This is a genomic window from Promicromonospora sp. Marseille-Q5078, assembly GCF_050315395.1.
Lineage (GTDB): Bacteria > Actinomycetota > Actinomycetes > Actinomycetales > Cellulomonadaceae > Isoptericola.
The window spans coordinates 501,871-523,366 of record NZ_JBNPQG010000001.1 but is presented as its reverse complement, the minus strand read 5'-3'; the positions used below and the strand labels follow the sequence as shown (position 1 = coordinate 523,366).

Below are 21,496 nucleotides of genomic sequence, written 5' to 3'. Positions count from 1 at the left end.
CGTGACGGCGAGCCGAGGCCCCCTGCCCCGGGCGACCGCGCTGGCCGCGGTCGCCCGGTGCGTCGTGGTCAGCGCGGCACTGCTGGCGCGGCGTCGCATCCGGCTGGCCGGCGGGAACGTCGGGCGCGTGATCCGGTTCGACGACGGCACGTCGGCACGCGTCTACCGGGAGACGGTCGCCCTCCGCCAGGCCCAGGAGCCCTGCGTCCTCGTGGTCACGTTCCGGCTGCGAGGGGTTCGCGGGCGGCGCGGGCACACGCTCTTCCGGCGGGAGAGCCTCCTGAACACGCCGCTCTTCGTGGGCTTCCCGGGGTTCGTCTCCAAGCTCTGGCTCGCGGACGACGACCTGGGCCGCTACCGGGGCCTGTACGAGTGGGACGGCGCACAGCGCGCGGAGCGTTACGCCCGCTCCCTGTGGCGCGTGCTGGAGCTCGTCAGCGAGAAGGGCTCGATCGACTACCGCGTGGTTCCCGGGGCGAGACGCGACCAGGTGCTCGTGCAGCCGCGCCTCCTGGCCGGCTCCGGTCCTGCGGCGGAGCGATGGTGGCGGGTCGGTCAGGCCCGCCCCACGCCGTAGATCGGGCTGCGGCCCTGCTCGTCCTCGTGCTCGGGCCCGAGCGGGATGCCGGTGCGGTCGCGCAGCAGGAGCGTGGCGGCGAAGGCGACCACCATGACGCCGGCGATGTAGAACGCGACGGAGGTCGCGGTCCCCGTGGTCTGCACCAGCCACGCGGCGACGGTCGGGGCGAACGCGCCGCCCAGGATCGCACCGATGGCGTAGGTGATCGACACGCCGGAGTAGCGGATCGACGCGGGGAACAGCTCCGCGAAGTAGGCGGCCTGCTGGCCGTAGGTGAAGCCGTTGCCGACGGCGAACAGGGAGACGCCCAGGAACAGCAGCCACGGGTTCCCGGTGTTCACCAGCGGGAACAGCAGGAACACGGTGGCGAGGAAGGCGACCCAGCCGATGATGTACGTGTTCCGACGGCCGATCCGGTCCGAGACCGCGCCCGCGGCGAACGTGCACGCGAGCCAGACGACGGAGGCACCGGCGACGGCGAGCAGCACCGGCGTGAGGTCCATGCCGACGTGCCCGCCCTCGGAGAGCGGCGTCGTCGCGTAGTTCTGCAGGTAGCCGCCGGTGGTCATGTAGCCGGCGGCGTTGTTGCCCGCGAAGGTGAGCGCGGCGAGCAGCACGAGCAGCCAGTGCCTGCGGAACAGGGTGAGGATCGGCGTCTTGGCGGCCGCCTTCTTCTCGGCGATCTCGAGGAACACCGGGCTCTCCTCGACCGACCGCCGCACGATGATCCCGACGCCGATGAGCACGACGCTCAGCAGGAACGGGACGCGCCAGCCCCAGGCGAGGAACGCGTCACCGGGCGAGATCACGCCCGTCATGAGGGCGAGCACCCCGGAGGCCAGGAGCAGGCCGATGGGCACGCCGATCTGGGGGAACGCGCCCATGCGGCCGCGGCGGCCGTCGGGGGCGTGCTCGACCGCCATGAGCACGGCCCCGCCCCACTCGCCGCCCGTGGACAGGCCCTGCACGATGCGCAGCAGGACGAGCAGCACCGGCGCCATGATGCCGATCTGGTCGTAGGTGGGCAGCACGCCGATGAGGGTGGTCGCGCCGCCCATGAGCATGAGCGTGATCACGAGCATGGCCTTGCGGCCGATCTTGTCGCCGAAGTGCCCGGCCAGGAACGCGCCGAGCGGGCGGAAGAGGAAGCTGATCCCGACGGTGGCGAACGCGAGGAGCGTGCCGATCGAGGAGCCGGCCGGCTCGAAGAAGAGGGACGCGAAGACGAGGCCGGCGGCGCTCGCGTACAGGAAGAAGTCGTACCACTCGATGGTGGTACCGATGACGGTCGCGAAGGCGACCCGACGAAGCTCGCGACGTTCGGTGTCACGGGGCGTGGCTGCTGTGCCGACGGTCATGGCGGGGCGACCTCTCTGTCAGTCCGCTAGGTTGGGAGGGATCGTATATCATCTGGGATACGACACGACAGCTTCTACCTGACAGTGGGGTGCCCGTGGTCATCGACGACCAGCAGAAGCCCGGCAAGATCATCGCCGTCCACCTCAACTACCCGTCCCGCGCGGCGCAGCGGGGCCGGACGCCGAGCCAGCCGTCCTACTTCCTCAAGCCCGCCTCGTCGCTCGGCGCGACCGGCGGCACGATCGAGCGCCCCCTGGGCACGGAGCTGCTCGCGTTCGAGGGCGAGGTCGCGGTCCGCATCGGGACGCCGGCGCGCTGGGTCTCCCCCGCCGACGGCTGGTCGCACGTCGACGCCGTCACCGCGGCGAACGACTTCGGCCTCTACGACCTGCGCGCCGCCGACAAGGGCTCCAACCTGCGCAACAAGGGCGGCGACGGCTACACGCCGCTCGGCCCCGCGTGGATCCCGGCCTCCGAGGTCGACCCCGCGGGCCTGCGCCTGCGCACCTGGGTGGACGGCGAGCTGGTGCAGGACGACTCGACGGGCACGCTGCTCTTCGGCGTCGGCCGCCTCGTCGCCGACCTCTCGCAGCACCTCACGCTCGAGCCCGGCGACGTGATCCTCACCGGCACCCCGGCGGGCTCGTCGGTGGTGGGGCCGGGGCAGGTCGTGGAGGTCGAGGTGGACGCCCCCGACGCGCCCGGCGCCCCGACGAGCGGCCGCCTGGTCACCACCGTCACCGCCGGCACCCGCGCGTTCGGCGACTTCGGGTCCAAGCCTTCCGTCGACGACACACAGCGTGCCGAGGCCTGGGGCCGGTCGTCGGTCGAGACCACCCCGCCGGTCGAGACCACCCCGCCGGTCGAGCCTGTCGAGACCACCCCGCCGGTCGAGCCTGTCGAGACCACCCCGTCGTTCGAGCTCACCGACGCGATGCGCGAGCGGTTCGCCGGGGTCGCCGTCGCCACGCTGTCGGCGGCGCTGCGCAAGCGCGGCTACACCGACGTGTTCGTCGAAGGCGTGCACGGCAACCACCCCGGCGACCGGTTCGTCGGCACCGCCCGCACGCTGCGGCTCGTCCCGTTCCGGCCGGACCTGTTCGCCTCCCACGGCGGCGGCTTCAACGCGCAGAAGCGCGCGTTCGACGCCGTCGGACCGGGCGAGGTGATCGTGGTCGAGGCGCGCGGCGAGCGCGGCACCGGCACCGTCGGCGACGTGCTCGCCCTGCGCGCCCACGTCCGCGGCGCGGCCGCGATCGTCACCGACGGCGGCGTCCGCGACGCGGACGCCGTCGCCGAGATCGGCATCCCCGTCTTCTCCCAGGGCCCGCACCCGTCGGTCCTCGGCCGCAAGCACGTGCCGTGGGAGACCGACGTGACCGTCGCCTGCGGCGGCGCCGCGGTGCAGCCGGGGGACGTGGTCGTGGGCGACGGCGACGGCGTCCTCGTCGTCCCGCCCGCGCTGGTCGACGAGGTGCTCGCCGAGGCCGAGGCCCAGGAGTCCGCCGACGCGTGGATCGCCCAGCAGGTCGCCGCCGGCGCGCCGGTGGACGGGCTGTTCCCCATGAACGCCGAGTGGCGGGCGCGCTACGAGCGCGAGACGGGCGGCGAGCGATGAGCGTCGCCGCCGGGGTCTCGACAGGCTCGACCAGCGTCAGCAAGTCGCAGCGCGCGTACGCGTTCCTGCGCGAGCGGATCGAGGACGGCCGGTACGTCCCCGGCTTCCGGCTGGTGCTCGGGCAGATCGCCGGCGAGCTCGACATGTCCGTGGTGCCGGTCCGCGAGGCGATCCGCCGCCTCGAGGCGGAGGGCCTGGTGACGTTCGAGCGCAACGTCGGCGCGCAGGTCGCCCTCATCCAGGAGACCGAGTACCAGCACACGATGGAGACGCTGGCGCTCGTCGAGGGCTTCGCCACCGCGCTGTCCGCCCCGCACCTGACGCGCGCCCAGCTCGATGCGGCCCGCGAGGTCAACGAGCGCATGCGCGGCTGCCTCGACGACTTCGACCCGCACCGCTTCACGGAGCTCAACCTCGAGTTCCACGCGGTGCTGTTCGAGCCCTGCCCCAACCCGCACGTGCTCGACCTCGTGCACCGCGGCTGGCGGCGCATGACCGTGCTGCGCGACTCGTCGTTCTCGTTCGTCCCGGGCCGCGCCAAGGAGTCGGTCGCGGAGCACGACCGGATCCTCGACCTCGTCGCCGAGCTGCAGGCCGGCCGCGCGACGACCACCGACGTCGAGCTCGCCGCGCGCCACCACCGCACCCACACCCTCGACGCGGTGCTCGCCTACCAGGCCGAGCACCGCCCCCACGCGAAGGAGATCCGATGACCGCCCACCGCCCGGACGACCTGCCCACCGTCGTCCAGCACTACATCGACGGACGGTTCGTCGACAGCGTCGACGGCGCCACCTTCGACGTGCTGGACCCGGTGAGCAACGAGACCTACCTCCAGGCCGCGGCCGGCAAGCAGGCCGACGTCGACGCCGCCATCGCCGCCGCCCGCCGCGCGTTCACCGAGGGCCCGTGGCCGAGGATGCTGCCTCGCGAGCGCTCGCGCGTGCTGCACCGGATCGCCGACATCGTCGAGTCGCGCGACGCCCGCCTCGCCGAGCTGGAGTCGTTCGACTCCGGCCTGCCGATCACGCAGGCCCTGGGCCAGGCGCGTCGCGCGGCAGAGAACTTCCGCTTCTTCGCGGACCTGGTCGTGGCGCAGGCCGACGACACCTACAAGGTGCCCGGCCGCCAGATCAACTACGTCAACCGCAAGCCGATCGGCGTCGCCGGCCTGATCACGCCGTGGAACACGCCGTTCATGCTCGAGTCGTGGAAGCTCGCGCCCGCCCTCGCCACCGGCAACACCGTGGTGCTCAAGCCGGCCGAGTTCACGCCGCTGTCCGCGTCGCTGTGGGCCGGCATCTTCGAGGAGGCCGGGCTGCCCCAGGGCGTGTTCAACCTCGTGAACGGCCTCGGCGAGGAGGCCGGCGACGCGCTGGTCAAGCACCCCGACGTCCCGCTCATCTCGTTCACGGGCGAGAGCAGCACCGGGCAGCTCATCTTCGGCAACGCCGCCCCGCACCTCAAGGGCCTGTCGATGGAGCTCGGCGGCAAGTCCCCCGCCGTCGTCTTCGCGGACGCCGACCTGGACGCCGCGATCGACGCGACGATCTTCGGCGTCTTCTCCCTCAACGGGGAGCGCTGCACGGCGGGCTCGCGCATCCTCGTCGAGCGCGCCGTCTACGACGAGTTCGTCGAGCGGTACGCGGCGCAGGCGAAGCGCGTGCGGGTCGGCTACCCGCACGAGGAGGCCACCGAGGTGGGCGCCCTCGTGCACCCGGAGCACTTCGAGAAGGTGATGGGCTACGTCGAGCTCGGCAAGGCCGAGGGCCGGCTCGTCGCCGGCGGCGGCCGCCCCGAGGGCTTCGAGACGGGGAACTTCGTGGCCCCCACCGTGTTCGCCGACGTGAAGCCCGACGCCCGGATCTTCCAGGAGGAGATCTTCGGCCCCGTCGTCGCGATCACGCCGTTCGACACCGAGGCCGAGGCGCTCGAGCTGGCCAACGGCGTGAAGTACGGCCTTGCGGCGTACGTCTGGACCAACGACCTCAAGCGGGCCCACAACTTCTCCCAGGCCGTCGAGGCCGGGATGGTCTGGCTGAACTCGAACAACGTGCGCGACCTGCGCACCCCGTTCGGCGGCGTCAAGGCGTCGGGCCTCGGGCACGAGGGCGGCTACCGCTCCATCGACTTCTACACCGACCAGCAGGCCGTGCACATCACGCTCGGCAAGGTCCACAACCCGACCTTCGGCAAGAACTGACCGGCCCGACACGACCGGCCACCGCGACCCAGCAAGGACGCTGACATGACCCACCTGAACGACCGGACCATGACCTCCTCGGGCTTCTATGTCTCCCAGGAGGCCCCCATCCACTCCGACAACCCGGTGGCGACCCCGACGAGCCCCGCGCCCGACATCCTGCGCTGCGCGTACATGGAGCTCGTGGTGACCGACCTCGCGGCCTCCCGCGCGTTCTACGTCGACGTGCTCGGGCTCTACGTCACGGAGGAGGACGACGGATGCGTCTACCTCCGGTCGACCGAGGAGTTCATCCACCACAACCTGGTGCTACGCCAGGGCGACGTCGCGGCCGTCGCGGCGTTCTCGTACCGGGTGCGCACGCCCGAGGACCTCGACCGGGCCGTCGCCTTCTACGGCGAGCTCGGCTGCGAGGTGCGGCGCGCCCCCGAGGGGTTCACGCAGGGCATCGGCGACTCGGTGCGCGTGGTCGACCCCCTCGGGTTCCCGTACGAGTTCTTCCACGACGTGCAGCACGTCGAGCGCCTGTCGTGGCGCTACGACCTGCACACGCCCGGCGAGCTGGTGCGGCTGGACCACTTCAACCAGGTGACGCCGGACGTGCCGCGGGCCGTGAAGTTCATGCAGGACCTGGGCTTCCGCGTCACCGAGGACATCCAGGACGACGAGGGCACCGTCTACGCCGCGTGGATGCGCCGCAAGCCCACCGTGCACGACACGGCCATGACCGGCGGCGACGGCCCGCGCATGCACCACATGGCGTGGTCGACGCACGAGAAGCACAACATCCTCGCCATCTGCGACAAGCTCGGCGCCCTGCGGATCTCCGACTGCATCGAGCGCGGGCCCGGCCGGCACGGCGTGTCGAACGCGTTCTACCTGTACCTGCGCGACCCCGACGGGCACCGCGTCGAGATCTACACGCAGGACTACTACACCGGCGACCCGGACAACCCCGTGGTCACCTGGGACGTGCACGACAACCAGCGCCGCGACTGGTGGGGCAACCCCGTGGTGCCGAGCTGGTACACCGAGGCATCCCTGGTGCTGGACCTGGACGGCAACCCGCAGCCTGTGGTCGCCCGCACCGACGACTCCGAGATGGAGGTGACCGTGGGCGCCGACGGGTTCTCCTACACCCGCCGGGACGACGCCGACGGCGGCGGCGTGCAGGGCTTCAAGCTCGGAGCGACCCTGTGAGCGCGACGCCGGACGGGGAGCGCACGCTCGACGACGACGCCGTCGTCGCCATCGCCGACGAGCTGGCCGAGGCGGACCGCACCCGCACCCCGGTCCCGCTGCTCACCGCCCGGCACGAGGGCATGACGGTGGCCGACGCGTACGCCGTGCAGCGCACGTGGCGCGACCGCGGAGAGGCGCGCGGCCGCCGCGTCGTGGGGCACAAGATCGGCCTGACGTCGAAGGCCATGCAGGCGGCCACCGGCATCACCGAGCCCGACTACGGGGTCATCTTCGACGACATGGTGCTCGAGTCGGGCAGCGTCGTGGAGCACGCCGCGTACTCGAACGTGCGCGTCGAGGTGGAGCTGGCGTTCGTGCTCGCCGAGCCGCTCGCCGGGCCGGGCGTCACCGTGACCGACGTGCTGCGGGCCACCGACCGGGTCGTGCCCGCCCTCGAGATCCTCGACGCCCGCGTGGAGATGCCGGGCCGCACCATCGTCGACACCATCAGCGACAACGCCGCGATGGGCGCGATGGTCGTGGGCGGCCGGCCCGTGCGGGTCGACGACGTCGACCTGCGCTGGGTGTCCGCCCTGCTGTACCGCAACGAGACCATCGAGGAGACCGGCGTGGCCGCCGGCGTGCTGGGGCACCCCGCGGCCGGCGTCGCGTGGCTCGCGAACAAGCTGGCCGCCCACGGCGATACGCTCGCCGCCGGGGAGACCGTCCTGGCCGGGTCGTTCACCCGCCCCACGTGGGTGCACCCCGGCGACACCGTGCACGCCGACTACGGAGACCTGGGGGCCGTGACATGCCGGTTCGTCTGACCACCGACCGATCGCTCGCCGCGCTGCTGGCGGGGGCCGCCGAGGAGGGCCGCCCGCTCGTCGGGGCGTGGTCGTCCATGGGCAGCCCGGTGGCGGCGGAGATCCTCGCCGGCAGCGGCCTCGACGTCGTGCTGGTGGACGGCGAGCACGGGCCCAACGACCTCACGACCGTGCTCGCCCAGCTCCAGGCGACGGCCGCGTACCCCGTCGCGACGCTCGTGCGGGTGCCGTCCGGCGACCCGGTGGGCCTCAAGCGGGTGCTCGACCTGGGCGCCACCAACGTGCTGGTGCCCATGGTCGACTCCGCCGCCGAGGCCGAGGCCGCCGTGCGCGCCGTCCGCTACCCGCCCGCCGGCGTGCGTGGCGTGGGGAGCGCGCTGGCGCGGTCGTCGCGGTGGAACGGCGTGCCCGGCTACGTCGGCGACGCCGACGAGGGCATCACGCTCGTCGTGCAGCTCGAGACCCGCGCCGCGATCGACGCCGCCGCGGCCATCGCCGGGACGGACGGCGTCGGCGCCGTGCTGATCGGCCCCGCGGACCTCGCCGCGTCGCTCGGCCACCTCGGGCAGCAGGACCACCCGGAGGTCGTGGACGCCGTGCTCGGCGCGATCGCCGCGTGCCGCTCTGTCGGCACCCCGGTCGGCGTCAACGCCTTCGACCCGGCCATGGCCGACCGCTACCTCGACGCCGGGGCGGCGTACGTCGTCGTCGGCGCCGACGTCACCCTGATCGCCCGCGGCGCGGAGCGGCTCGCCGCGCGCGTCGCCTCCCGCAACGACACCAAGGACGGTGAGAACCGATGACGACGGTCTCGACAGGCCCGATCTCGACGGGCTCGGTCTCGACAGGCTCGACCAGCGTGGACGTCCCGACCGGGCTGCTGATCGGCGGCACGTGGCGCGACGCGGCCGACGGCGGCACGTTCGCCGTCGAGAACCCCGCCACCGGGGAGACGCTCACGCACGTCGCGTCCGCGACGGGCGACGACGCCCGGGCCGCGCTCGACGCCGCGGCCGCCGCGCAGGCGTCGTGGGGCGCGACCCCGGCGCGCGAGCGCGCCGAGATCCTGCGCCGCGCGTTCGCCCTCGTGCAGGAGCGCCGCGAGGACCTGGCGCTGCTCATGACGCTCGAGATGGGCAAGCCGCTGGCGGAGGCGCGCGGCGAGGTCACGTACGGCGGCGAGTTCCTGCGCTGGTTCGCCGAGCAGGCCACCCACGACGACAGCCGGTACGCGCGCACCCCCGAGGGGTCGCTGCGGATGCTGGTGCAGCGCCGCCCGGTGGGCCCGTGCCTGCTCATCACGCCGTGGAACTTCCCCCTCGCGATGGCCACCCGCAAGGTGGCGCCCGCCGTCGCCGCCGGCTGCACCATGGTGCTCAAGCCGGCCCGGCTCACCCCGCTGACGTCGATGCTGTTCGCGCAGCTCATGGTCGAGGCCGGGCTGCCCGACGGCGTGCTCAACGTGGTGCCGTCGGCCTCCGCGTCGGCGGTCAGCGAGCCGCTGATGGCCGACCCGCGGCTGCGCAAGGTGTCGTTCACCGGGTCGACCCCGGTGGGCCGGTCCCTGCTGCGGTCGGCCGCCGACAACGTGCTGCGCACCTCCATGGAGCTGGGCGGCAACGCCCCGCTCGTCGTCCTCGAGGACGCCGACCTCGACGCCGCCGTCGACGGCGCGATGGCCGCGAAGCTGCGCAACGGCGGCGAGGCGTGCACCGCGGCCAACCGGTTCTACGTGCACGAGTCCGTGGCCGACGAGTTCGTCGCCCGCCTCGCCGAGCGGTTCCGCGCCGTCGTCACCGGGAACGGCCTCGACGAGGGCACCACGCTGGGCCCGCTCGTCGAGGCCAAGGCCGTGGACTCCGTCGCCTCGCTCGTGGACGACGCCGTCGCCCGCGGTGCGCAGGTGGTCGTGGGCGGCTCCCGCGTCGACGGGCCAGGCCACTTCTTCCAGCCCACCCTGCTGCGCGACGTCCCCGCCGACGCCCGATGCATGACGGAGGAGATCTTCGGCCCCGTGGCCCCGGTCGCGACGTTCCGCACCGAGGACGAGGCCGTGGAGCTCGCCAACTCCACCGAGTACGGGCTGGCGTCGTACCTGTTCACCGGCGACGTGCGGCGCGGGCTGGCCTTCGCCGAGCGCCTCGAGTTCGGCCTGCTGGGCCTCAACGCGGGGGTCATCTCCAACGCGGCCGCCCCGTTCGGCGGCATGAAGCAGTCCGGCAACGGCCGCGAGGGCGGCTTCGAGGGCATCGCCGAGTACCAGGAGACGCAGTACGTCGGGATGCCCCTGTAGCCCCGACGGCTCACGGGCGACGGGGCCTCAGACCTCGACCCGGGGCAACGGTCGCGTGGCGGAACTGCCAGCGGGCGTGCATGGTGTCGGAGGTGAGCCGGTCGTTCCACCGGCCGGTTCACCTCCGTGACGCCGAACCCCCCGAGGTCCCCCATGAGCTCACGACCGAACGCTCCCGAGCGTGCCCCGCGACGCCGGTGGCCCGCGGTCGCGGGGGCTGCCGTCCTCGCGCTGTGCCTCGGCCCGGCACCCGCCCTCGCGGACGGACCCGTGGCCGCGTCGCCGGCGCCGGTGACCGCGGCGCCCGCAGTCCCGGCGACCGACGTCGCGACCCTCCCTCTGCCCGCGGGGCTCGGCAAGCAGATGAGCTCGTCCAGCACCCTCGAGCACTTCCTGGCCTGGGCGCGCGCCTACGGGTTCCGGATCTCCGGGCACCCGAAGTACGGAGGTGTGAAGAGCGGGACGCACGCCGCCGGCTCCTGGCACTACGACGGGCTGGCCGCCGACCTCAACTGGGGCCCCGCCGGCGCGCCGGCGTCGGAACGCGCCCGGGTGAAGTACGCGATCAAGGTGGCCGACTCGATGGGTATCGGCGTGATCTACGCCCGCGACGGCACGGTCGGGTCGGCCGCCCACCACCGCGACCACCTGCACGTCGACGCCGGGTCGACCTCGAACTACGGCAGGGGCCTCGTCTCGGTCTCCGCAGGCCAGCGCAAGACCCAGCGGCTGCAGGCCGCCACCCACTTCGCGGTGCGGGACCGCGACAACCTCTGGGGCAGCAACACCGACCAGCGCCTGCAGGCCGTCCGTGCCGCCTCGCGGATGCACGGCGGGAAGTTCCCGTACGGCGTGAAGGTCGCCCAGCGAGCCGTGGGTGTCACGGCCGACGGCAAGTGGGGCCCCAAGTCGCGCGCGGCGCACGACAAGACCGTGGCGTCGATCCAGCGCACGCTGGGCGTCAGGGCCGACAGCGTCTGGGGCGCCGGCACGGAGCGCACGTACCTGGCCCTCCGCAAGAAGCTGCGCTGACCGCAGACCGCCGGCCACCAGGGGGCGAGCCCTGGTGGCCGGCGTCGGCGCTCAGCCGACAGAGACCCGCTCGGGCACGCGCGGCTCCCAGCACTCGATGCCGGTGAGGTCGGGGACCTTGTCGCGGGAGAACTGCGGGTCGAGGCCCTGCTTGCGCTGCGCGGTGAAGTCGCGCAGGAGGCGGAACACGATCGGGCTCAGCGGCGCGATCGCGGCGAGATTGACCAACGCCATCACCGCCATGGTGGTGTCCGCGAGCGTCCAGATCAGCTGCACCGAGCCGATCGACCCGAGGAAGCAGATCACCAGGAAGACGACCCGGAACCCGGTGAGCGCAGCGGGCCGGCGGGTGAGGAACGCGACGTTCGACTCGCCGTAGTAGTAGTTGCCCAGCACGGAGGTGAACGCGAGGAGCAGGAGGATCACCGTGAGCAGGTGCAGCGACCAGGTCCCCAGGCTCGACTGCAGCGCCTCCTGAGTCATGGTCGGTCCGGAGTTCTCGCCGTAGGTCGGGTCGGACACCAGGACGATGAACGCGGTGACCGAGCAGACCAGCAGGGTGTCGATGTAGACCCCGAGGGTCTGGACGAGGCCCTGCTTCACCGGGTGGCTGACGTTCGCGGTGGCTGCGGCGTTGGGCGCGGACCCGAGGCCGCCCTCGTTGGAGAACATCCCGCGGCGCACCCCCTGGGAGATGGCGGTGCCGATGCCCGCGGCGGCGAACTCCTGGAAGCCCAGGGCCTGCCCCACGATGCTCGCGACGACCTCGGGCACGCGCTCCACGTTGAGCGCCACCACGAGCACGCCGAGGCCCAGGTAGAGCACGACCATCAGCGGCACGAGCAGCTGCGCGGTGTTCGCGATCCGGTGCAGCCCGCCGAAGACGACGGCGGCGACGATCGCGGTGAGCAGGACGCCGACGACGGGCGCCAGCCACCCCGGCGTGTGACCGAGGACCTGCTCGGCCGACGTGCCGATCGCGCCGGCGATCGTGTTCGCCTGCACCGAGTTGAAGACGAAGCTGAACGTCACGATGATCACGACGGAGAACAGCAGCCCCATCCACCGCTTGCCGAGCCCGCGCTCCATGTAATAGGCGGGCCCGCCACGGAAGTCCTTGCCGTCCCTGACCTTGTAGAGCTGGGCGAGGGTCGACTCGACGAAGCTCGCGGCCCCCACCACGAGGGCCATCACCCACATCCAGAAGACCGCGCCCGCGCCGCCGAGCGCGACCGCCGTCGCCACGCCCACGATGTTGCCCGTGCCGATGCGGGCGGCGGCGGAGATCGCGAACGCCTGGAACGACGAGACGGGCTTCTCCCCCGGCGCGGCCGGCGCCTTCGCCACCATCGCCCGGAGCATGTCGGGGATCAGGCGGATCTGCACCGCGCGGGAGCGGACCGTGAAGTAGATGCACAGTGCCGCGAGCACCGGGACGACGAGGTAGAGCCACAGTCCGTCGTTGAACGTGGCGAGACCTTCGTTGAAGCTCTCCATGGTCGGGACGGATCCTTCCGGTAGCCGGTCGGCCCCGCCTTCGACGGCGGAACCGACCGGCCACGGTAACGAATCACCCCGACGAGGTCACATCTTGTCCTGGAATTGTCCGCATCTTGGTATCGAGGACGCGGGCGGTCAGCCCCAGACGAGGCCGCGGGCCGGGTCCTCCAGCACCTTCGCGACGTCGGCCAGGTAGCGCGCGGCGAGCTCGCCGTCGACGAGCCGGTGGTCGACCGACAGCGCGAGCTGGGTGACCCACCGCGCCTTGATCTTGCCCTTGTGCACCCACGGCTGCTTCCGGATCGCGCCGAACGCGAGGATGCCCGCCTCCCCCGGGTTGAGGATCGGGGTGCCCGTGTCGGTGCCGAAGATGCCGACGTTCGTGATGGTGATCGAGCCGCCCGACATGTCCGCCGGCGAGGTGCGCCCGGCCCGCGCGGTCGCGGTGAGACCGGCGATCGCCTTCGCGAGCCCGAGCAGGTCGAGGGTGTGCGCGTCCTTGATGTTCGGCACGACGAGCCCGCGCGGGGTCGCGGCGGCGATCCCCAGGTTCACGTAGTGCTTGTAGACGATCTCCTGCGCGGCGTCGTCCCAGCTCGCGTTGATCTCGGGGTGCCGGTTGACGGCCAGCATCATGGCCTTGGCCGCGACGAGCAGGGGCGTCACGCGCACGTCGGCGAAGTCGCGGTCTTCCTTCAGCGCGGCCACGAGCTTCATCGTCTTCGTGACGTCGACGGTCTGGAAGACGGTCACGTGCGGGGCCGTGAACGCGCTGGCCACCATCGCCTCGGCGGTCCGCTTGCGCACCGACTTCACCGGCACGCGCGTCTGGCGGCCGTCCTGGGTGACGGCGCCCGAGGCGAGCCACGGCCGGTCGTCGTCGGGGTAGGTGGCGAGGGCCTTCGGCGCCGCGCCCTCGTGGTGCGCGACGACGTCCTCGCGCGTGACGATCCCGCCCGGGCCCGTGGGGTGCACGGACGCGAGATCGACGCCGAGGTCCTTGGCCAGCTTGCGCACCGGCGGCTTGGCCAGCACGCGCGTGGCCTGCGCGCCCGGGGCCGACGACGCCGGCACGCTCGCCAGCGGCTTCTCGATCCCCCCGCCGCCGCTGGTCGAGCCTGTCGACACCCCGCTGGTCGAGCCTGTCGACACCCCGCCGCTGGTCGAGCCTGTCGAAACCCCGCCGCTGGTCGAGCCTGTCGACACCCCGCCGCTGGTTGAGCTTGTCGAAACCCCGCCGCTGGTTGAGCTTGTCGAAACCCGGCTCGTGGTCTCGACAGGCTCGACCGACGAGGACGTGGTCTCGACAGGCTCGACCGACGAGGACGTGGTCTCGACAGGCTCGACCGACGAAGGCGTGGTCTCGACAGGCTCGACCGACGCGGTGGCGGGTCGCCGGCGCCGACGACGACCCGACGCCGCGCCGTCGCCGGTGCCGTAGCCGACGAGCACGGAGCCGGAGCCCTCGCCGTCGCCCGAGGTCCCGGCGGGGGCGTCGGGCGACGCGTCCGCAGGCGCGTCGGTGGTGATCTCGATGATCGCCGTGCCGACGTCGACGGTGGTGCCCTCCTCGGCGAGCAGCGCGGTGACGGTGCCGGCCCACGGCGACGGCAGCTCGACGAGCGACTTGGCGCTCTCGATCTCCACGATCACCTGGTTGACGGCGACGGTGTCGCCGACGGCGACTCGCCACTCGACGATCTCCGCCTCGGTGAGGCCCTCACCCACGTCGGGCAGCGGGAAACGCTGGGTCGTCATCGTTCTCCTCCGGTCCGCGAGTCGCGGCGGTCAGTGGCAGTCAGTGGGCGAGAACGCGGTCGACGGCGTCCACGACGCGGTCCACGCTCGGCAGGTACTCGTGCTCGAGCTTCGCGACGGGGTACGGCGCGTGGAAGCCGCCGACCCGCAGGACGGGGGCCTCCAGCGAGTAGAAGCACTCCTCGCTGACGCGGGCGGCGACCTCGGCGCCGGAGCCGAGGAACGTCGGCGCCTCGTGCACGACGACGCAGCGCCCGGTGCGCCGCACGGAGTCGGCGACGGCGGTGACGTCGAGCGGCGAGATCGAGCGCAGGTCGACGACCTCCGCGCTCGTGCCCTCGGCGGCCAGCGAGTCGGCGGCCTTGAGCGCCGTCGCGACGGTCGGCCCGTAGGCGACGAGCGTGACGTCGCTGCCCTGCCGGGCGACGCGCGCCCGGTTGAGCACGTCCGCCGTCCCGGCGTCCTGCACGGAGGGGTACGGGCCGGTCGTGACCTCACCCTTGGACCAGTACCGGCCCTTGGGCTCGAAGAACAGCACCGGGTCCGGCGACGCGATCGCGGCGCGCATCATGTCGTACGCGTCCTGCGGGGTGGACGGCGAGACGACGCGCAGGCCCGGCGTGTGCGCGAACAGCGCCTCCGGGCTCTCGGAGTGGTGCTCCACCGCGCCGATGCCGCCGCCGTAGGGGATGCGGATGACGACGGGCACCTGCAGCAGGCCGCGGGAGCGGTAGTGCATCTTGGCGAGCTGCGTCGTGATCTGGTCGTACGCGGGGAACACGAAGCCGTCGAACTGGATCTCGCACACCGGCCGGTAGCCCCGCAGGGCCATGCCGATCGCGGTGCCGACGATGCCGGACTCGGCGAGCGGCGTGTCGACCACGCGGTCCTCGCCGAAGTCCTTCTGCAGGCCGTCGGTGATGCGGAAGACGCCGCCGTTGCGGCCCACGTCCTCGCCCATCACGAGGACCTTCGGGTCCGACTCGAGGGCGGAGCGCAGGCCCTCGGTGATGGCCCTGGCGAAGGTCAGGGTCTCGCTCATCGGGTCGCCTCGCTCGTCTCGTTCTCGTACTCCTCGAACCACGCCCGCTCGGCCGCCACCTGGGCGTGCTCCGTCGCGTACACGTGCTCGAACATCGTCGTCGTGGGCGGGGCGCCGAGCTCGCGCACCTCGGTGCGCAGCCGCTCGCCGAGCGCGTCGGCCTCGCGGTCGAGCTCCGCGGCCCAGGCGTCGTCCCAGCCGTCCTCGGCGCGCAGCAGCGCGGCGACGCGGTCGATCGGGTCGCGGCGGCCCCAGTAGTCCTCCTCGGCGCGCTCCCGGTACCGGGTGGGGTCGTCGGAGGTGGTGTGCGCGCCCATGCGGTACGTGTACGCCTCGACGAACGTGGGCCCGCCGCCGGAGCGGGCGCGCTCGAGCGCCTCCGCCGTCACGGCGTAGCAGGCGAGGACGTCGTTGCCGTCCACGCGGACGCTGGGGATGCCGAAGCCCTCGCCACGCTGGTACAGCGGCGCGCGCGACTGGCGCGACGTCGGCTCGGAGATCGCCCACTGGTTGTTCTGCAGGAAGAACACGACCGGCGCGTTGTTCACCGCCGCGAACACGAGGGCCTCGCTCACGTCGCCCTGGCTGGTGGCGCCGTCGCCGAAGTACGTGACGACCGCGGCGTCGCGGGCGGCGTCGCCGGTGCCGACGGCACCGTCCCGCTGGACGCCCATCGCGTAGCCCGTGGCGTGCAGCACGTGGGAGCCGATGACGAGCGTGTAGAGGTGCACGTTGTGGGCGGCCGGGTCCCAGCCGCCGTGGTCCGCGCCGCGGTACAGGCGGAGGCGGTCCACCGGGTCGACGCCGCGCGCCTGCAGCACGCCGTGCTCCCGGTACGACGGGAACACGTAGTCCTGCGGCGCGAGGGCGTACGCCGACCCGACCTGGGCGGCCTCCTGGCCACGGCCCTGCGCATACAGCGCGAGCTCGCCCTGGCGCTGCAGGGCCGTGGCCTCGTCGTCGAACCGTCGCGTCAGCACCATGTCGCGGTACAGGGCGCGCAGGTCCTCGGAGGTGAGGTGGTCGACACGCGAGCGGTAGGTCGCGTTGTCGGGTTCGACGACACGCTCGCCGGTGGGCGAGACGAGCTGGACGAGGGGGGTGACGTCGGCGGGCGCGACCTCGGGCTCGCCGGTGACCTCGCCGGACTGGGTGTGCGGCACGCGTTCTCCTTCGCTGGCGGCCCCGGGCGGGGCTGGGCTGCTCCGGCACGGGCGAGGTCCCGGCGGGTGACCCACCGGAACCTACGCTTACGTAGCCTACGCCAGCGTAGGTTGTGGCCCAGGGGGCACACCCCCGGACTTCGGTACCAATGTCCCCCGTCTCGTTTTGGAGGAATCCTCCAAGCGTCGGCGGCTGTCGCGCGCGTCGTCGGGCCGCCGCCGCAGGTCAACGAGCAGGTCAGCGCGGGTACCCCTGCCCCACCCGCAGCGCGTCCCGCTCGCGCAGCACGGGCCAACGTGAGAAGGCGAACACGAGGAACATCACCACGTTGAGGATCGGCACGAAGCCGACGAGGATCCACCAGCCGGAGTAGCCGGCCTTCTGGATGACCCGGATGTAGGCGATCAGGAAGATCACGGCGATCGCCAGGTACACGGCGATGGCCACCCCGCCGACGAGCCACCCGTAGTCGTCGGCGAGCTGGTCGTAGTCCACGTTGTCCATGGTCAGGGAGTCTTCCGCGGCAGGGCTCCGCCGCAACCCGAGCGAAGGGACGCGAACGTCGCACCTCGTCGCCTACAGAGCCCGGGTTGACGACGAGGTACGACGCTCGCGCGCGAGCCGTGTCGGTGTCGAGCAGGATGCTCGGTGGACACCTCGACGAAGGGACGCGCCATGTCGACGCCGACGCCGGTCAACCCGCCGCAGCTGCACCAGAACCCCGCCTTCGCGCAGGGGATGATCCTGCCCGCCGGGCGCACGCTCTACGTGGGCGGCCAGAACGGCACCGACCCCGACGGCGCGATCGTCGAGGGCGGGCTCGGGCCGCAGACGGAGCAGGCGCTGCACAACGTGCTGGCCGTGCTCGCGGAGGCGGGCGCCGGCGCGGAGCACGTCGCGAAGATGACGATCTATCTCGACCCGTCCGTCGACCCGAACGACGCCTACGCCGCGTCGGGACGGGTCTGGCAGGCACGGACCGCCGTCACCGTCCTGGCCGTCGCTCCCGCCCGGCCCGGCGCGCTCGTCGAGGTCGAGGCGGTGGCCACGGTCCCCGAGGGCTGACGCGCCGCGCACGAGCCCCTACGGTGGGGCCGTGCGCCGTCGTCATACCGTCGCGAGGATCGTCGCGGCCGTCGCCCTGTGCCTCGCCGTCGCCGACGGGTTCCGCTGGGGCAACCGCTGGTACGTCTCGACGATGTACGACCGGTCCGGCTCGACCGTGATCTCCCACAACGTCCTCATGAAGGCCCACGACGCGCTGCTGCACGGGCTCGTCTGGCTCGCCGTCGCGCTCGTGGCCGCCGTCGTCGGCTGGCAGCTGCACCTCGTCCGGCGCCGTTCCGGCTGAGGCGAGCCCTCCCTCCGCACGGCCGGACCCTGCCCTCCGGTGGGCAGCGTCGCGGCGTCCGTGCGCCCCGAAGCGGTGGCAGCACTCTCCCCGAGCGTCTCGGCGTCGTCATCGACCGCACCAGACACGGTCGCCGATGTGAACTTGTGTGATCACAAGTGTGCTGACGTGTGACATTCTTGCCGAGTTTGTTATCGCACCGAGACCGCAACCGTTTGACCTGATCGGCCAGTATCCGCCAGAGTATGACGCGGACACCCGATCATCACCCTCGTAGTCGAGGATGACACCACAGGGACGTGGGCATGATGAGTTCACAAACTCACACTCTTGAACACACAAAGTCACAGACGACACCGCGTCGGCTCAGCGACGGCCAGTTCGCCGTCCTGCTGCTGCTGCCGGGCGTCGCGCTGCTGGCGGGCGTGGTCCTGTACCCGCTCGTCGCGGCGCTCGTCACGGCGTTCTTCGAGCAGAGCCTCGTCCTGCCCGGACGCACGTTCGTGGGGCTCCAGAACATCGTCGAGGTGCTGCAGGGCGACTTCCTGCGGCTGCTCGGCCAGACGATGGTCTTCACGCTCGGCACCACGATCCTGCCGTTCGTCATCGGGTTCGCCCTGGCGCTGGCGCTGAACACGAAGATCCGCGGCGCCAAGGTGCTGCGCGGCCTCATGCTCATCCCCTGGCTCGTGCCCGGCGTCGTCGTGTCGTTCCTGTGGATGTGGATCTTCAACGCCAACTACGGCGTGATGAACGCGCTGCTGCAGGGCCTCGGCGTCATCGACGACCCGCAGGCCTGGCTCGCCCAGCCCGGCACCGCGATGGGTGCCGTGATCCTGGCGAAGACCTGGCAGTCGTTCCCCTGGATGATGGTCATGCTGCTGGCCGGCCTGCAGACCGTGCCCGGCGAGCTGCACGAGGCCGCGGAGATGGACGGCGCGGGCACCGTGCGCAGGTTCTTCGCGATCACGCTGCCGCACCTGAAGGGCATCGTCGGGCTGGTGCTGCTGCTGGAGTTCATCTGGAACTTCCAGCACTTCGACATCATCTACGTCCTCACCGGCGGCGGCCCCGCGGGCGCCACCCAGACGTTCGCCACCGCGGTCTACGAGACGGCCTTCCACGGCTTCGACCTCGGCCGCGCCGGCGCCCTCGGCCTCCTGTGGATGGTGCTGCTCATGGCGCTCGTCGTCGTCTACGTCCGCTTCTCGGAGAAGGGGGAGGAGCGATGAGCGCGACGACGCAGCTCCCCGCCACGCCCACGCCCTCGACGCCCGCGCCCTCCGGCGCCGGCCGGCCCGCGGCCCCCGCCCGACGACGCCGCGGCGCGCTGCGCTCGGAGCGCCGCGGCGTGCGGGTCGCCGCCTGGACGACGGTCGTCGTCCTCGGCGGGTTCGGCCTCCTGCCCGTGTACTGGCTGCTGGCGACGGCGCTCACGCCGCGCAACCAGGTGTTCGCGTACCCGCCCCGGTTCTTCCCCGCGGCGCCCACGCTCGACGCGTTCGCCTCGCTCGCCTCGAACGACGCGCTGTTCGGCTACCTGCGCAACAGCGTCATCGTCTCGGTGATCACCGCGCTGCTGTCGGTGCTCGTGTCCGCGTACATGGGGTACTCGTTCTCCAAGTTCCGCTACCGCGGCCGCCGCTCGCTGATGTACCTGGTGCTGGCGTCGCAGATGTTCCCGCAGGCCCTGCTGCTCATCACGCTCTACTCGGTGTTCAGCGCGTACAACCTGCTGAACACGTACACCGCGCTGGTGCTGAGCTTCACCACGTTCACGCTGCCGCTGTGCGTGTGGATGCTCAAGGGCTTCTTCGACACCATCCCCGACGAGCTGATCGAGGCGGCGCGCGTCGACGGCGCCTCCCGCCTGCGGATCATCCACTCGATCGTGCTGCCGCTCGCGGCCCCCGGCCTCATCGCCGCCGGCCTGTTCGCGTTCGTCCGCGGCTGGAACGACTTCGTCTTCGCCCTCACCCTCGCCGGCCCGGAGAAGCAGACCCTCCCGCCCGGCCTGGTCAACACGTACATCGGCGAGGCGTCGACGGCGTGGCCGGAGCTCATGGCCGCCTCGCTCGTCGTGTCCCTCCCCGTCGCGATCGCCTTCATCGCCCTGCAGAAGTACCTCGTCGGCGGCCTCACCGCCGGCGCGGTCAAGGGCTGACCCGCACCCAGCGCACCACCCGTCCCGACAGACCCTGACCGACCCTCGATGCGGAGGATCCCCATGTCCCTCACCCTGCCCGGCTCCGCGATGTCGCGCCGCCGCATGCTCCAGCTGCTCGGCGTCGGCGCCGGCACCGCCGCCCTCGCCGCCTGCGCTCCGTCCGCCGGTTCGTCGACCGGCACGGCCGGTGCCGCCGCGAGCGGCGGCGCGAAGACGAACTTCGCGTTCTCCTCGTGGTCGTTCACGGAGGAGGCCGCCGCACCCGCCCTCGAGGCGATCGTCGCCGCCTACCAGGACAAGGAGGGCGTCACGATCAAGGACGTCTCCTTCCCCTACAACGAGTACATCAACCAGCTCACCCTGCAGGTGAAGGGCGGCCAGTTCACCGGCGCCGCGCACGTGGACGTCGCGTGGCTCGGCTCGCTCGCCGCCATGGGCAAGCTGCAGGACCTGTCCGCGCTCACCGAGGGCCGCGGCTACACCGACGCCGCCCTCACGGCGGCCCAGTTCGACGGCACGCAGTACGCGGTGCCCTGGACGATCGGTGCGATCGGCCTCATCTCGAACTCCGAGCTGCTGACGAAGGTCGGCGTCGAGAACGACGCCTTCCCGACCACGGTCGACGAGTTCGAGAAGACGCTCAAGGACCTCAAGGCGCTCGGCGGCGGGCTCATCCCCTACGCCGCGTCGACGAAGGCCGCGCAGCTCAAGGACATCCTCATCTGGATGCAGACCTTCGGCAGCCCGCTGGTCGACGGCGACACCGTCACCATCGGCGACGACGCGTCCGTCGAGGCCGTGACCTGGTACAAGAGCCTGTACGACCAGAAGCTCATCGCGCCCGACGTCGACCGCTTCGACGCCCGCTCGCTGTTCGCCCAGGGCCGCGCGGCGATCTACGACGACGCCCCGGTCGGCCGCGGCGCCGTGACCGAGGAGTCGCCGGACAAGGACCTGGACAAGAAGCTCAACCCCGTCGCGCGCCCGGTGCTGAAGGCCGGCGACACCCCGCAGGCGCTCGTCTGGGGCGGCGCGATCGCCGTCGTCGACGGCGAGGGCGCCGCGACCGCGGGCGACTTCGCGCAGTTCGCGACCTCCGACCTCGACACCGTGCTGGCCGACTACGAGGTGCGCGGCCTGCCGCCCGTGACGACCGAGGCGCTGGAGTCCGACACCGTCAAGGCCGACACCTTCGGGACCCTGTTCAGCGAGCGCATCACCGCGACCGCCACGACGAACCCGTTCTGGAAGTTCACCGCGTACTCGCAGGTCGAGACCGAGATCGCCGAGCAGGTGCAGGCGGTGCTCGTGGGCAAGACCGACCCGAAGACGGCCATGCAGAAGGCCGGCGAGGCCGCACAGAAGCTCATCGGCTGACCCTGCCCTTGTCCACCCCCGGAGTCATGACCACGGTTCAAGG

Annotated in this window: 20 protein-coding genes; 14 read left to right on the top strand and 6 right to left on the bottom strand. The window is 72.2% G+C overall.

Features of this window, described 5'->3' with window-relative positions; genetic code table 11:
• Nucleotide 1: 1 nt before the first annotated feature.
• Nucleotides 2-577, top strand: coding sequence for a hypothetical protein (locus ACQFYA_RS02410; RefSeq protein ID WP_499121283.1), 576 nt, complete (start codon nucleotides 2-4; stop codon nucleotides 575-577).
• Here ACQFYA_RS02410 and ACQFYA_RS02405 read toward each other — a convergent pair.
• Nucleotides 556-1,938: an MFS transporter gene (locus ACQFYA_RS02405; protein ID WP_499121280.1), complete on the bottom strand. Its 1,383-nt coding sequence runs from the start codon at nucleotides 1,936-1,938 to the stop codon at nucleotides 556-558. The genes ACQFYA_RS02410 and ACQFYA_RS02405 overlap by 22 nt on opposite strands.
• A 95-nt stretch (nucleotides 1,939-2,033) precedes the next feature.
• Between ACQFYA_RS02405 and ACQFYA_RS02400 the strand changes: the two genes are divergently transcribed.
• The 8 genes from ACQFYA_RS02400 (at nucleotide 2,034) to ACQFYA_RS02365 (ending at nucleotide 11,094) form a co-directional block, all read left to right on the top strand.
• Nucleotides 2,034-3,557, top strand: a complete 1,524-nt coding sequence (locus tag ACQFYA_RS02400) for a fumarylacetoacetate hydrolase family protein (protein WP_499121278.1) — start codon at nucleotides 2,034-2,036, stop codon at nucleotides 3,555-3,557.
• The gene (locus ACQFYA_RS02395) at nucleotides 3,554-4,270 is read left to right on the top strand and encodes a GntR family transcriptional regulator (protein WP_499121275.1); all 717 of its coding nucleotides are present in this window, start codon (nucleotides 3,554-3,556) and stop codon (nucleotides 4,268-4,270) included. The genes ACQFYA_RS02400 and ACQFYA_RS02395 overlap by 4 nt, the downstream gene beginning before the upstream one ends.
• The gene (hpaE, locus tag ACQFYA_RS02390) at nucleotides 4,267-5,760 is read left to right on the top strand and encodes a 5-carboxymethyl-2-hydroxymuconate semialdehyde dehydrogenase (protein WP_499121273.1); all 1,494 of its coding nucleotides are present in this window, start codon (nucleotides 4,267-4,269) and stop codon (nucleotides 5,758-5,760) included. Before ACQFYA_RS02395 ends, hpaE begins: the two co-directional genes overlap by 4 nt.
• Before the next feature lie 45 nt (nucleotides 5,761-5,805).
• Nucleotides 5,806-6,960 carry a 3,4-dihydroxyphenylacetate 2,3-dioxygenase gene (hpaD, locus tag ACQFYA_RS02385; RefSeq protein WP_499121270.1) on the top strand — a complete coding sequence of 385 codons (1,155 nt, stop codon included), beginning with the start codon at nucleotides 5,806-5,808 and terminating at the stop codon, nucleotides 6,958-6,960.
• A complete protein-coding gene (gene hpaH / locus ACQFYA_RS02380) occupies nucleotides 6,957-7,769 on the top strand; it encodes a 2-oxo-hept-4-ene-1,7-dioate hydratase (RefSeq protein WP_499121267.1) in 813 nt (270 codons plus the stop codon). Before hpaD ends, hpaH begins: the two co-directional genes overlap by 4 nt.
• Complete coding sequence (locus ACQFYA_RS02375; RefSeq protein WP_499121264.1) at nucleotides 7,754-8,572, top strand: aldolase/citrate lyase family protein; 819 nt, start codon at nucleotides 7,754-7,756, stop codon at nucleotides 8,570-8,572. The genes hpaH and ACQFYA_RS02375 overlap by 16 nt, the downstream gene beginning before the upstream one ends.
• Nucleotides 8,569-10,062 (top strand): NAD-dependent succinate-semialdehyde dehydrogenase, encoded by a 1,494-nt coding sequence (locus tag ACQFYA_RS02370; RefSeq protein WP_499121262.1) that lies wholly within the window; start codon nucleotides 8,569-8,571, stop codon nucleotides 10,060-10,062. Before ACQFYA_RS02375 ends, ACQFYA_RS02370 begins: the two co-directional genes overlap by 4 nt.
• Nucleotides 10,063-10,215: 153 nt before the next feature.
• Entirely contained in the window at nucleotides 10,216-11,094 is an 879-nt protein-coding gene (locus tag ACQFYA_RS02365; RefSeq protein ID WP_499121260.1) for a hypothetical protein, read from the top strand.
• Between the two features lie 51 nt (nucleotides 11,095-11,145).
• Here the strand turns inward: ACQFYA_RS02365 and ACQFYA_RS02360 are convergent, their stop codons facing one another.
• The 5 genes from ACQFYA_RS02360 to ACQFYA_RS02340 all read right to left on the bottom strand — a co-directional run bounded on the left by ACQFYA_RS02360 (nucleotide 11,146) and on the right by ACQFYA_RS02340 (nucleotide 17,062).
• Complete coding sequence (locus ACQFYA_RS02360; RefSeq protein ID WP_499121257.1) at nucleotides 11,146-12,591, bottom strand: alanine/glycine:cation symporter family protein; 1,446 nt, start codon at nucleotides 12,589-12,591, stop codon at nucleotides 11,146-11,148.
• A gap of 138 nt (nucleotides 12,592-12,729) precedes the next feature.
• Nucleotides 12,730-14,352 (bottom strand): dihydrolipoamide acetyltransferase family protein, encoded by a 1,623-nt coding sequence (locus tag ACQFYA_RS02355; protein ID WP_499121255.1) that lies wholly within the window; start codon nucleotides 14,350-14,352, stop codon nucleotides 12,730-12,732.
• Between the two features lie 40 nt (nucleotides 14,353-14,392).
• The gene (locus ACQFYA_RS02350) at nucleotides 14,393-15,394 is read right to left on the bottom strand and encodes an alpha-ketoacid dehydrogenase subunit beta (protein WP_499121253.1); all 1,002 of its coding nucleotides are present in this window, start codon (nucleotides 15,392-15,394) and stop codon (nucleotides 14,393-14,395) included.
• Nucleotides 15,391-16,557, bottom strand: a complete 1,167-nt coding sequence (pdhA, locus tag ACQFYA_RS02345) for a pyruvate dehydrogenase (acetyl-transferring) E1 component subunit alpha (protein ID WP_499121251.1) — start codon at nucleotides 16,555-16,557, stop codon at nucleotides 15,391-15,393. Before pdhA ends, ACQFYA_RS02350 begins: the two co-directional genes overlap by 4 nt.
• Before the next feature lie 238 nt (nucleotides 16,558-16,795).
• Nucleotides 16,796-17,062 (bottom strand): DUF805 domain-containing protein, encoded by a 267-nt coding sequence (locus ACQFYA_RS02340; protein WP_499121249.1) that lies wholly within the window; start codon nucleotides 17,060-17,062, stop codon nucleotides 16,796-16,798.
• A gap of 171 nt (nucleotides 17,063-17,233) precedes the next feature.
• Here ACQFYA_RS02340 and ACQFYA_RS02335 point away from each other — a divergent pair, with 171 nt between their 5' ends.
• From ACQFYA_RS02335 to ACQFYA_RS02315, 5 genes are all read left to right on the top strand, one after another.
• A complete protein-coding gene (locus ACQFYA_RS02335) occupies nucleotides 17,234-17,623 on the top strand; it encodes a RidA family protein (RefSeq protein WP_499121246.1) in 390 nt (129 codons plus the stop codon).
• A gap of 31 nt (nucleotides 17,624-17,654) precedes the next feature.
• A complete protein-coding gene (locus tag ACQFYA_RS02330) occupies nucleotides 17,655-17,909 on the top strand; it encodes a hypothetical protein (protein WP_499121244.1) in 255 nt (84 codons plus the stop codon).
• 308 nt (nucleotides 17,910-18,217) lie between these two features.
• Nucleotides 18,218-19,141: a carbohydrate ABC transporter permease gene (locus ACQFYA_RS02325; protein WP_499121242.1), complete on the top strand. Its 924-nt coding sequence runs from the start codon at nucleotides 18,218-18,220 to the stop codon at nucleotides 19,139-19,141.
• On the top strand, nucleotides 19,138-20,073 hold the full coding sequence (locus tag ACQFYA_RS02320; RefSeq protein WP_499121239.1) for a carbohydrate ABC transporter permease: 936 nt from the start codon (nucleotides 19,138-19,140) through the stop codon (nucleotides 20,071-20,073). The genes ACQFYA_RS02325 and ACQFYA_RS02320 overlap by 4 nt, the downstream gene beginning before the upstream one ends.
• 63 nt (nucleotides 20,074-20,136) lie before the next feature.
• On the top strand, nucleotides 20,137-21,453 hold the full coding sequence (locus ACQFYA_RS02315; protein ID WP_499121236.1) for a sugar ABC transporter substrate-binding protein: 1,317 nt from the start codon (nucleotides 20,137-20,139) through the stop codon (nucleotides 21,451-21,453).
• Nucleotides 21,454-21,496: the final 43 nt, after the last annotated feature.

Bases quoted from the DNA above. Each gene is read 5' to 3' on its own strand.
- ACQFYA_RS02405 (WP_499121280.1), bottom strand. From the start codon at position 1,938: ATGACCGTCGGCACAGCAGCCACGCCCCGTGACACCGAACGTCGCGAG.
- ACQFYA_RS02395 (WP_499121275.1), top strand. From the start codon at position 3,554: ATGAGCGTCGCCGCCGGGGTCTCGACAGGCTCGACCAGCGTCAGCAAG.
- hpaE (WP_499121273.1), top strand. From the start codon at position 4,267: ATGACCGCCCACCGCCCGGACGACCTGCCCACCGTCGTCCAGCACTAC.
- hpaD (WP_499121270.1), top strand. From the start codon at position 5,806: ATGACCCACCTGAACGACCGGACCATGACCTCCTCGGGCTTCTATGTC.
- ACQFYA_RS02375 (WP_499121264.1), top strand. From the start codon at position 7,754: ATGCCGGTTCGTCTGACCACCGACCGATCGCTCGCCGCGCTGCTGGCG.
- ACQFYA_RS02370 (WP_499121262.1), top strand. From the start codon at position 8,569: ATGACGACGGTCTCGACAGGCCCGATCTCGACGGGCTCGGTCTCGACA.
- ACQFYA_RS02365 (WP_499121260.1), top strand. From the start codon at position 10,216: ATGAGCTCACGACCGAACGCTCCCGAGCGTGCCCCGCGACGCCGGTGG.
- ACQFYA_RS02360 (WP_499121257.1), bottom strand. From the start codon at position 12,591: ATGGAGAGCTTCAACGAAGGTCTCGCCACGTTCAACGACGGACTGTGG.
- ACQFYA_RS02355 (WP_499121255.1), bottom strand. From the start codon at position 14,352: ATGACGACCCAGCGTTTCCCGCTGCCCGACGTGGGTGAGGGCCTCACC.
- ACQFYA_RS02350 (WP_499121253.1), bottom strand. From the start codon at position 15,394: ATGAGCGAGACCCTGACCTTCGCCAGGGCCATCACCGAGGGCCTGCGC.
- ACQFYA_RS02340 (WP_499121249.1), bottom strand. From the start codon at position 17,062: ATGGACAACGTGGACTACGACCAGCTCGCCGACGACTACGGGTGGCTC.
- ACQFYA_RS02335 (WP_499121246.1), top strand. From the start codon at position 17,234: ATGTCGACGCCGACGCCGGTCAACCCGCCGCAGCTGCACCAGAACCCC.
- ACQFYA_RS02325 (WP_499121242.1), top strand. From the start codon at position 18,218: ATGAGTTCACAAACTCACACTCTTGAACACACAAAGTCACAGACGACA.
- ACQFYA_RS02320 (WP_499121239.1), top strand. From the start codon at position 19,138: ATGAGCGCGACGACGCAGCTCCCCGCCACGCCCACGCCCTCGACGCCC.
- ACQFYA_RS02315 (WP_499121236.1), top strand. From the start codon at position 20,137: ATGTCCCTCACCCTGCCCGGCTCCGCGATGTCGCGCCGCCGCATGCTC.